This is a genomic window from Paenibacillus sp. N119s (assembly GCF_059447605.1).
On sequence record NZ_JCAJRU010000189.1, the window covers coordinates 1 to 10,285 of the forward strand.

10 protein-coding genes are annotated in these 10,285 nt (G+C 46.5%); all 10 read right to left on the bottom strand.

Translation table 11 applies throughout. The features are described 5' to 3' along the window. On the bottom strand, positions 1-1,168 hold a 1,168-nt coding region (gene cobA, locus AC5V8P_RS18945; RefSeq protein ID WP_495473776.1), incomplete at its 3' end, for a uroporphyrinogen-III C-methyltransferase. 4 nt (positions 1,169-1,172) lie between these two features. Beyond that, entirely contained in the window at positions 1,173-2,099 is a 927-nt protein-coding gene (hemC, locus tag AC5V8P_RS18950; RefSeq protein ID WP_063212774.1) for a hydroxymethylbilane synthase, read from the bottom strand. 1 nt (position 2,100) lies between these two features. Further along, the gene (locus AC5V8P_RS18955; RefSeq protein ID WP_231116911.1) at positions 2,101-2,772 is read right to left on the bottom strand and encodes a precorrin-2 dehydrogenase/sirohydrochlorin ferrochelatase family protein; all 672 of its coding nucleotides are present in this window, start codon (positions 2,770-2,772) and stop codon (positions 2,101-2,103) included. Then, positions 2,757-3,584, bottom strand: coding sequence for a cytochrome c biogenesis protein CcsA (gene ccsA, locus AC5V8P_RS18960; protein WP_063212772.1), 828 nt, complete (start codon positions 3,582-3,584; stop codon positions 2,757-2,759). The genes AC5V8P_RS18955 and ccsA overlap by 16 nt, the downstream gene beginning before the upstream one ends. A gap of 15 nt (positions 3,585-3,599) precedes the next feature. Next, entirely contained in the window at positions 3,600-4,994 is a 1,395-nt protein-coding gene (gene hemA, locus AC5V8P_RS18965; RefSeq protein WP_063212771.1) for a glutamyl-tRNA reductase, read from the bottom strand. A 250-nt stretch (positions 4,995-5,244) separates the two neighbouring features. After that, positions 5,245-5,643: an adenosylmethionine decarboxylase gene (gene speD, locus AC5V8P_RS18970; protein WP_063212800.1), complete on the bottom strand. Its 399-nt coding sequence runs from the start codon at positions 5,641-5,643 to the stop codon at positions 5,245-5,247. A gap of 272 nt (positions 5,644-5,915) precedes the next feature. Continuing rightward, complete coding sequence (locus AC5V8P_RS18975) at positions 5,916-6,503, bottom strand: hypothetical protein (protein WP_063212221.1); 588 nt, start codon at positions 6,501-6,503, stop codon at positions 5,916-5,918. 288 nt (positions 6,504-6,791) lie between these two features. Continuing rightward, positions 6,792-7,403, bottom strand: coding sequence for a ribosome biogenesis GTP-binding protein YihA/YsxC (gene yihA / locus AC5V8P_RS18980; RefSeq protein WP_064797472.1), 612 nt, complete (start codon positions 7,401-7,403; stop codon positions 6,792-6,794). Between the two features lie 18 nt (positions 7,404-7,421). Continuing rightward, entirely contained in the window at positions 7,422-9,758 is a 2,337-nt protein-coding gene (lon, locus tag AC5V8P_RS18985; protein ID WP_064797471.1) for an endopeptidase La, read from the bottom strand. Between the two features lie 110 nt (positions 9,759-9,868). After that, the coding region (locus AC5V8P_RS18990) for a S16 family serine protease (RefSeq protein ID WP_495473777.1) at positions 9,869-10,285 on the bottom strand (417 nt) is incomplete at its 5' end.

Below are 10,285 nucleotides of genomic sequence, written 5' to 3' on the forward strand. Positions count from 1 at the left end.
TTGGAAGAAATACGCTTTGCCCTGTCTGCAAATCCTGCTCAAACGCCTCCAGCAAACCCTCTGCCTGAAAAGGTCCTTCGATCTGTTCTGCTACAATTCCATGCTTCCGAAGCGCATTGGCCGTAGCTGGCCCAACAGCGGCAATACGAGCTTTGTATAAGGAACGTACATCCTTCCCCTGTTCCTTTAAGTGAGTGAAAAAGTATTCCACTCCGTTAACACTGGTAAAAAACACCCAGTCATATTCAGGAAGTCGCGTAAATGCCTCTTTAATTTTCTGTTTTGTTGGCTCGTCCGAAGGGACAACCGTCTGGATAACTGGGAATTCATAAGGTTCACCGCCAAGCTCCTCAATCCGGCGGACCAGGCTGCTGGCCTGTGCGCGTGCGCGGGTAACCAAAATCCGCTTTCCAAACAAAGGCATATCCTCTGCCCATTTTAACTGTTCACGCTGATTGACCACTTCTCCGACAACGATAACGGCGGGCGGTTGAAAATTCGCTGCCTTCACCTTGGCTTCAATATCCGCCAGCGTACCTACTAGCGTATCTTGCTCGGCGCGGGTCCCCCAACGAATCAAAGCAACCGGAGTATCAGACGGCTTACCGTGCTTTATCAGCTGATCACTGATATAGCCAATCTTCGCTACTCCCATCATAAAGATCAGTGTACCCGTTGCGTTCGTTACTTTATCCCACTGAATGCTTTTATCGAGTTTATCTGGACTTTCATGACCTGTAATGATCGACAGCGACGAGGCCATATCCCGATGTGTAACAGGAATGCCTGCATAGGCAGGCACGCTGATAGCTGATGTAATGCCAGGTATGATTTCATAGGAAATACCGTGTTTACGCAGCAGCCCAGCTTCCTCGCCGACTCGTCCAAAAATCGTAGGGTCTCCCCCTTTGAGCCGGACGACTGTTTTTCCTTCCAAGGCTAAATCCACCAGCAGCTGATTAATATCCTCTTGCTTCATGGTGTGACGATCTGGCAGCTTGCCGACATATATTTTTTGGGCCCCTGGCTTCATCAGTCCCAAGAGACGAGGGCTTGCCAGTCTGTCATATACAATGACATCGCCCAGTTGAATGCATTCCCAACCTTTGACCGTAATTAATCTCGCATCTCCGGGTCCTGCACCTACTAAATATACCTTTCCCGCCATTTCATTATCCCCTCACCTGCGCCAGAATCTGTTCCGCTCCCTTGGCGATCAAACTGGCCGCCACCGCTTCTCCCAACTTCTGCGGATCTTTTCCCTGGAGCGTTTCTTTCAAAATAACCTCGCCATCTGGCGAGCCTACCATCCCTGTAAGACTGATTTCTTGACCAGCCCAAACCGCATGAGCCCCGATTGGCACTTGGCATCCCCCATTTAACACACCCAAAAAGGTTCGTTCTGCTACAACCGTGGATGAAGTATCTCGGTCGTTGTATAGGTTCAGCAATGCCAACAGCTCTTCATCGCTCGCTCGACATTCAATACCAAGCGCTCCCTGCCCCACTGCCGGCAAGCATGCTTCCACCGGTATATAGGATGTAATTCGGTCTTTCCAGCCCATCCGGTGCAAGCCTGCGGCCGCCAAAATGATGGCATCAAAACCTTCCGTCTCCAGCTTTCTCAGACGGGAATCAATATTACCGCGTACTGGCTCCAATTGTAGATCAGGTCGCATAGACTTGATTTGACTGGCTCTGCGCAAGCTACTGGTGCCCACCTTGGCTCCTGAAGGCAAATCCTCCAGACTCTTGGCTCCCAATGTGATCAGGCAATCACGCGGGTCCTCACGACGCGGTACAGCGCCGTTGACGAGACCTTCCGGCAATTCGGACGGCATATCCTTCATACTATGTACTGCCATATCAATTTCACCAGCCAGCATGGCCTGTTCAATCTCTTTGACAAAAAGCCCTTTGCCACCCACTTTGGACAGGGTTACATCCAATATCCGATCACCCTTGGTCAGGATTTTCTTGACGACGAATTCTAAATCCAATCCATGCTCCGCGCACAGTGCATTCAAATCCTCAATGACATGCCCGGTCTGAGTTAACGCCAGGGCACTCTGTCTGCTGCCTACCACAATTGTTCGCATGTTATTCCTCCTGATTTTGCGCAATCCATAGATCTATTTCTTGTTCAGTCCAAGCCGTAAATTCATGACGTCGTATTTGATCCAAAATTCCGCTATTCGCCAAGCGTCTTAGTAGTTTGGTCCTTTGCTGTGGGGAGCTTACCTTGCGTTTGATAATCTGGCGCATATCGTGCATAAAATCCAGATAAGGCTCGTATTCGTTGCCGAACAACGTATCCAAAGCTGATGTAATATCAGCAGTCACTGCGGGGCCAGCCCCTTCTGTGGAAATACTAATCGTCAGTCTCCCTCGTCGAATGATACCCGGCGTTATAAAATCTCCTTCTTCCGAGCGATCCGTCACATTTACCAGTATACCCCTTTGCCGGGCCTCATGCGCAACCTCATTATTCACTTCTCTCTGGTTCGTCGCCGCAAATACAAGAAAGGCTCCCTGGAGGTCACCCTCGCGATATACGCGATTTACCCAGTGGAGCTGCTTGTGATAGGCCAGGATCTTTAAATCCGGCGTTATATTCGGGCTAATGACGGTGATGAACGCCCCACTTTCCATCATCCTCTTAACCTTTCGTTCCGCAATCCTGCCGCCGCCTACAACACAACAGACCTTATTCTTACAATTCAACGCAATCGGGACAAAATGCTGCAACTGGCTTTTCACTCTCCCGTCCATTGATGAAATACAGACCAGGAATTCAGCAAAAAATTAAGAATCAATAGCGTGTAGCCAACCAAAGACCACTTTGCCATAATAAGACCTGAACGCTGATTCAATCTTTTGCTCACTAAAAATACAATATACACACACAAAGCAATTGCGGTCATCAGCACTTTGGTATCTAGCAAGAGACGCCAGCGTTCCTCGGCAATAATAGAAATAACAGCGACGACAATAGAAACTCCCAGCAGAGGAGTACCAATTAACAGCGCCATATGCGTATACCGATCCATCATTTCCAGGCTTGGCAGGCGCCTAATCGTGTCATTCCATTTCTTTACTTTCAATTTACGATGCAAAAACAGATATAACCCCGAAAACACAGCCGCTACCGTCATTGCGACAAAGCCAAGATTAGCCAGTGCAATATGAATCAGAAGTAGCCCATGTACGGTATGCCAATTGCCAAGCGGGTTGTCGATCGGCACCATCCATATATTGTTGAGCACAAGGACAGCAAAGCTAATAATATTAAGCAACAATACCGCGAATTCGGACCGTTGATAACGTGACAGAATCAAAGAAATCAGTACCAAAATAAATGAGAACAGAAACAGAAAGTCGTAGGGTACAAAAATAGGAAGATGACCTTCATTCCAGGTTCTCATTCCCATATAAACAAGCTGGAGCACTACAACGACAACAAGAAGCCCTGTACCTGTCCGTTTTGCATTCGCATTGCGACGAATTCCATCCGAAAATACAAACAGAAGGCTCAGGGCAAAAACATAAATCATTGAATCATATATAAGCATGCCTGAGGACACGTCTGTTCACCCACCTTACAGGCTGGCCGGCGCAAATGACGCTGGCAAAGACTGCGCCTGACCGGTTTTTCCATGAACCCCAGCCTCCGGCTTTATTAATGCAGATGCATCGCTTTTATCTACTTTCTGAGCAGCGTCCTCCAAACGATCCTCCAGAGCAAAAATGTGGCTAAACATATCCAGCGCCTCATTTCCCTGCTTTTGGACAGCCATTTCTTTGACACGATTGATCGGATCATGCATCATCTGATTCAGCATACTTTTCGTCAAGCGGCTTATGACCTTGCGCTGCCGTTCATCCAGCTCGGGAAGCTTGTTGAACAAGCTTTCCAGCGTATCCTGATGTATAGACTCCGATTTTTCTTGTAATGCACGAATCACCGGACGCACTCCCATCGTTTTCAACCATTGATAAAACTCGCTAAGCTCCTCTTCAATCATATGCTCGATTTTAGCAGCTTCAGTACGACGCATTTCCAGATTGCTCTCCACGATCCCTTCCAGATCATCAATATCATATAGGAAAACATTCTGTAATTCGCCAATAGCCGGGTCCAGATCGCGCGGAACCGCGATATCAATCATAAACAAAGGACGGGACTGACGACGTTTCATACTAGCTTCAACGCGACTGCGATCCAGAATATACCCCTGAGCACCAGTCGAGCTAATCACAATATCCACATCCGCCAACCGATTTATGCCTTCCTCCATCGTAACCGGCGTTCCGTTAAACTTGGAGGCTAGGTCTTCCGCGCGGGACAAAGTCCGATTTGCTACAATCACCTCAGCAGCTCCGCCGCTGTACAAATGCTTAACGGTGAGCTCGCTCATTTTACCAGCACCGAGGATCAGTACTTTTTTATCCGTAAACATCCCGAAAATCCGTTTGCCCAATTCAACGGCTGCATAGCTAACGGACACGGCGCTTTCTCCAATAGACGTCTCCGAATGGGCACGCTTGCCCAATGTGACGGCCTGCTTAAACAACATATTAAACCACGTTGCCGTAATTTTCTGGGATTGAGCCTGAAGAAAAGCATTCTTTACTTGTCCCAAAATTTGTGTTTCTCCGATGACCATAGAATCCAGACCACAAGTCACACGGAACAAATGCCGAATTGCCTGTTCGTCCTCATATATATATAAATGTTGTGTAAACTCATCACGAGGAATGCCAAACCATTGCTCCATAAAACTGCGTATAAAATAACCGCACATGTGAAGGCGGTCCACCACAACATATATTTCAGTCCGATTGCAGGTTGCGACAACTACGCCCTCCAACACACTTTTGGTAAGTTTGAGTTGTTCCAGCGCTTTGGGCAAATCCTGTTCTGCAAATGTAAAACGTTCTCTGACTTCCACAGGCGCCGTACGATAATTCAACCCAACAACGACGATGTGCATTGTAAATTCACCTGCCTAAACTATAATAAGAATAATCACTGTTCTCATAAACTATGTTAATTATATCACAGAAGTCCGAATCCCCTTCGGCTGTTTTATGAATTGTTTATGAAAATTGAATGACTTTCATGAATGTTAGCCCATTCTGTATGACTTGGTTTAGTGTAGACCACTTTTAAAACAAATAACCATGGAAATGTTCCATGGTTATGATATAGGATGCACATACGTCTCCATAAAAAAAGAAATTTTACACTAACTCAGCCAGCTTGCACTCCGGAGATTCCACTTGAAGTTCTCCCAAACCGCGAATCAGCTTCTTCGCATATGTTTTTTTCGGTTTTAGAACGGATACCAGGTAATTAATCGCCAGCTGTGGATCAACAGTTTCACCACAAGTATAGCAATCAATAGCGGCAAACCCTTTCTCAGGATACGTATGAATAGAGAGGTGACTCTCCGACAACAGTACAAGCACGGTAGCTCCCTGTGGTTCGAATTGCTTAGATTGAACGGACATCACCGTTGCTCCGCAAGCTTCAGCAGCTTCTACTAATTGAGCCTCCAGAAACTGTGCATCATTCAGTAATTCAAACTCTACACCCCAAGTATCTACGGCAACGTGTCTTCCGAAAGTAGAGTATTCCAATTCCATCTTTCGGTTCCCCCTTCCTAGGAATAAAATGTTTGATAAAATTTCATCCGCTAGGACCTACGTCATTCACTTCCCGAGGGATAACCTCTCGCAACATTCAATGTCCTGAGTGAATCCTGGTTCCTATATTCATATTCAATTTCAACGAGATTAAAAATAACATCTATATGCAGCAAATGCAATCATTTTTTTGGAATAAAAAAGCCCCTTTCGGTAAGGAAAGGAACTACACTGCATAACAATTCACTCCATATATTCAAGCCTTTTTAAGCTTCCAGTGCAAATAATTTGGAGCAACTCTCCCGAAGCTTGTGATCAATCTGTTCTAGTTCAGAGAAAGTACGCGCCAAATTCCGCTCGTCAAGTAACGAATTAATGAGATTGTATACATCTGATATTTCATTTTCGACGTCCTGATGTTGAAAAAGATGTTGCAGTTCTTGCACTGTATTTCTATATTCAAACACCAGTCTGGAGCCTTCCGCATTCTTTTCTATAATTTTGCGAACCGCACCTTCATTATAAAAATACACCATAGTGAATCCTTGATACATTCGATAAACAATACCTTCACCCTTAAAGCGAACAAATAGTTGGCGTATAAACAGGGTCAGCTGGGGATGAACTAAGCGGCAAGTCAATTCACAGACAAACGCTCCCTCTTTGGCTTCAAAAAACAAATGAACTTCCTCACCTGCAATATGCTCCAGAACGATTTCCTGTCTCCCGTGATCCAGAACTTTAATATGATAATGCACTTGGGGATCATCCACTGCCTGCAAAAATTCGTCCATTTGGTTTTCTGACAAGGTCAAAGTCGTTTTTACATACTCTGTGGCTAACCGCTGTGCCATACCAATCTCCTCAATTCTATCCTGTACCTTTAGTGTAAGCTTTGTGCTTTATTATACATCAGACCTGCAGCGCTTTTCTTGCGCACTAAATCATAAATATCCGCCGTTCCTAGGAAATAAACGGAATATAACAGAACCGTGGCTGTATTATCCTCCATATGCTCACTTTTACACTTAAATTCCGCGATTTCCTTTAGTTATTATATATAAATCCTACCCATTTAGTAAGTTTAATGTTTTTGAATCCAACTTCACGAAAAAAGGACGCCCTCAAGGACGTCCCTAGCCTTACAATTCTGTCTGCTCTTCGTCGTCATTCTCTATATAACTGGAGATGACCGACCACAGCTCTTCCTTGCCCATACCTTCTTCGGATGAAAAGGGGATAAACAAACCCCCGGGAAGTATACCGAGTTCCTGCTTGATTACTTTATAGTGCTTTTCTCGCCGGGTTTTAGGGATTTTATCTGCTTTTGTGCCTACAACACAGACCGGAAGCCCGTTATGGCGCAGCCAGTCGTACATCATGATATCATCCTTAGACGGTGGGTGGCGCAAATCTACCATTTGCAGCACCAGCTTAAGCGGCTCACGTTCCAGCAAATAAGACTCAATCATCTGCCCCCAAGCCTTGCGGGACGTTTTGGATACCTTAGCATAACCGTAACCAGGAAAATCGACAAAATAGAGATCATCATTAATCCGGTAATAATTAAGTTGCTGGGTTTTACCTGGCGTAGAACTGGTACGCGCCAAATTTTTACGGTTAATCATCCGATTAATCAGTGATGATTTTCCGACATTGGAGCGCCCTGCCAGAGCAATCTCTGGCAAAGCGTCCACAGGAAACTGGCTCGGGCCAACCGCACTTATTATAAATTCTGCTTTTGTTACTTTCATTATGTCCTTAATTCCTCTCTAATGTACCCTTGCCTGATCAACCAAAGCATGCTTTAACACCTGATCCATATGGGCAACGGGAACAAATTCAACATCCTGCCGGATACTGTCGGGAATATCCTTCAAATCCCGTTCATTATCTTTGGGAAGCAGAATTTTTTTGTAGCCTGCCCGATGGGCAGCCAGCGATTTCTCTTTTAAACCACCGATCGGCAGTACGCGACCGCGTAGCGTAATTTCGCCCGTCATAGCTACATCCTTGGATACATGACGGTTGGTCAGAGCCGAAATTAATGCGGTAGCAATCGTAATTCCTGCAGACGGGCCATCCTTTGGAATTGCTCCCTCAGGAATATGAATGTGGATATCATTTTTCTCATAGAAGTCCAATTCAATGCCCAGTTCGCCTGCTTTGGAACGAGTGTAGCTAAATGCCGCCTGTGCGGATTCCTTCATAACATCTCCAAGTTTACCTGTAAGAATCAGTTTGCCGCTGCCAGGCACGACCGTCACTTCAATCATCAGTGTTTCACCACCGACCTCTGTCCATGCCAAGCCTGTAACCGTACCGATCTGATCCTCCAATTCTGCTACACCGTAACGGAATTTGGCAATACCCAAATAATCTTTCAAATTATCCGGTGTGATTTCAATCGGTCCTTCGCCACCGGATACAACTGACTTCGCGGCCTTGCGGCACAGAGAAGCCATTTGCTGTTCGAGATTACGCACACCGGATTCACGGGTATATTCACGAATAACACGCAGCAGCGTATCCTCCCCAATGATCAACTGATCCTCTTCCAAGCCATGCTCTCTCTTCTGCTTGGGTAATAAATACCGGTTGGCAATTTCCAGCTTCTCCAGCTCGGTGTAGCCGGGAATATAGAGCGTCTCCATCCGATCCATCAGCGGACGCGGGATATTGTGTGCAGCATTGGCTGTCGTTACAAACATCACGTTGGAAAGATCAAACGGCAACTCTACAAAATGATCGCTGAACGTGTTGTTTTGTTCAGGATCAAGCACTTCGAGCAATGCCGCCGATGGATCGCCGCGGAAATCAGAGGCCATTTTATCAATCTCATCCAACAAAAAGACTGGATTAGATGTTCCTGCGGTCTTCATTCCCTGAATGATCCGGCCCGGCATCGCGCCAACATAAGTCCGGCGGTGACCACGGATTTCCGCTTCATCTCGTACACCTCCGAGAGAGATGCGAACAAATTCCCGGCCCATGGATTTGGCGATCGAGCGAGCCAGCGAGGTCTTGCCGACTCCTGGCGGACCTACGAGACACAGAATAGGTCCCTTGATGGTCTTCACCAGTTTGCGTACGGCCAAATACTCCAACACCCGCTCCTTAGGCTTATCCAGCCCATAGTGGTCATGATTGAGTATCTCCTCTGCTTTGGCGATATCGAGATCATCATCGGTAAACTTATTCCACGGCAAGCTTAACAGCCAATCGACGTAATTGCGGATGACACCACCCTCGGCAGAGCTTGCTGGCATTTTTTCCAGACGGTCAATTTCCTTTTCGACCTTCTCCTTCACCGGAACAGGCAGCTCCCGTTCACTTAGCTGGTTGCGTAGTTCTTCAACTTCTCCTGCGCGACCTTCCTTCTCGCCAAGTTCCTTCTGAATGGCCTTCATTTGTTCACGCAGATAATACTCCTTCTGCGTCTTTTCCATCTGCTTCTTCACACGCTGGTTGATTTTACGTTCCAGCTCCAGCACTTCACGCTCATTATTCAAAATATCTAGAAGCTTCTCCAGACGCTGAGTTACGTCGATCGTCTCCAATATATCCTGCTTTTCCTTAATTTTGAGCGTCAAATGGCTTGTAATCACATCTGCCAGCCGTCCTGGTTCCTCGATATCAGATACCGCAGCGAGAGTCTCCGGCGTTACCTTTTTGGACAAATTGATATAATGCTCGAACTGAGTTAATACAGTGCGCATAAGCGCATCCGTTTCAGGCTGTACGATTTCTGCCTCGTGCAGCTCTTTCGCCATTACCTCGTAATACTCTTCATTGTCCGTATATTGAATAATCTCAGCGCGTTCCAGCCCTTCTACCAATACTCGAATGGTTCCGTTGGGAAGCTTGAGCATTTGGCGTACTTTGGCTACCGTGCCGACTCGAAAAATATCCTCTTGTGTGGGTTCTTCAATATTAACTTCTGATTGAGAACACAGGAGAATCAAATTGTCTTCAACCATCGCTTTTTCCAAAGCCTTGACCGATTTTTCCCGGCCCACATCGAGATGCAGAACCATACTCGGGTAAACCAGAAGTCCTCTTAAAGGCAGCAAAGGAAAACGACGACCTTTTGTCTTGGTGGGTCCCATCGCTTTCGCACCTCCAGTGATTCTCAGGTTCCGGATTTTACAATCCTCACGTTGCTATCTTTCATATTTTATCAAATGTTTTATAAAAAAACCAATGAAAGACTAGTTCATTAGCAAGATCCTGTCTCAGAAATCGTCCCATTATGCGTACCATCCGCCTGTAACAAGGAGGATTGGGAGGGACGAAAAGTCTCAATTGGCGCATGTACAGGCGCATCTGTCGTCATCTCTTCCCCAAACACATGACGGAACACTTCCGTCACCGACTGAACCGGGATGACTTTTAGACCCTCAATGCTATCAAAAAGAGCTTGCCAGTTATCCTGTGGAATGATCACTTTTTTGGCCCCGGCTTGAAAAGCAGCTTCCACCTTGGCTAATACGCCGCCAATTGGCTTGACACGACCATGGATGCTGACCTCGCCAGTCATGGCGATTTCATGATCCACCGGAATTCCCCGCATGGCCGAGGCAATAGCTGTTGCCATCGCAATCCCTGCCGACGGACCGTCAACTGGCGTCCCCCC

Bases quoted from the DNA above. Each gene is read 5' to 3' on its own strand.
- yihA (WP_064797472.1), bottom strand. From the start codon at position 7,403: ATGAAAGTAACAAAAGCAGAATTTATAATAAGTGCGGTTGGCCCGAGC.
- hemC (WP_063212774.1), bottom strand. From the start codon at position 2,099: ATGCGAACAATTGTGGTAGGCAGCAGACAGAGTGCCCTGGCGTTAACT.
- lon (WP_064797471.1), bottom strand. From the start codon at position 9,758: ATGGGACCCACCAAGACAAAAGGTCGTCGTTTTCCTTTGCTGCCTTTA.
- AC5V8P_RS18975 (WP_063212221.1), bottom strand. From the start codon at position 6,503: ATGGCACAGCGGTTAGCCACAGAGTATGTAAAAACGACTTTGACCTTG.
- hemA (WP_063212771.1), bottom strand. From the start codon at position 4,994: ATGCACATCGTCGTTGTTGGGTTGAATTATCGTACGGCGCCTGTGGAA.
- AC5V8P_RS18955 (WP_231116911.1), bottom strand. From the start codon at position 2,772: ATGGACGGGAGAGTGAAAAGCCAGTTGCAGCATTTTGTCCCGATTGCG.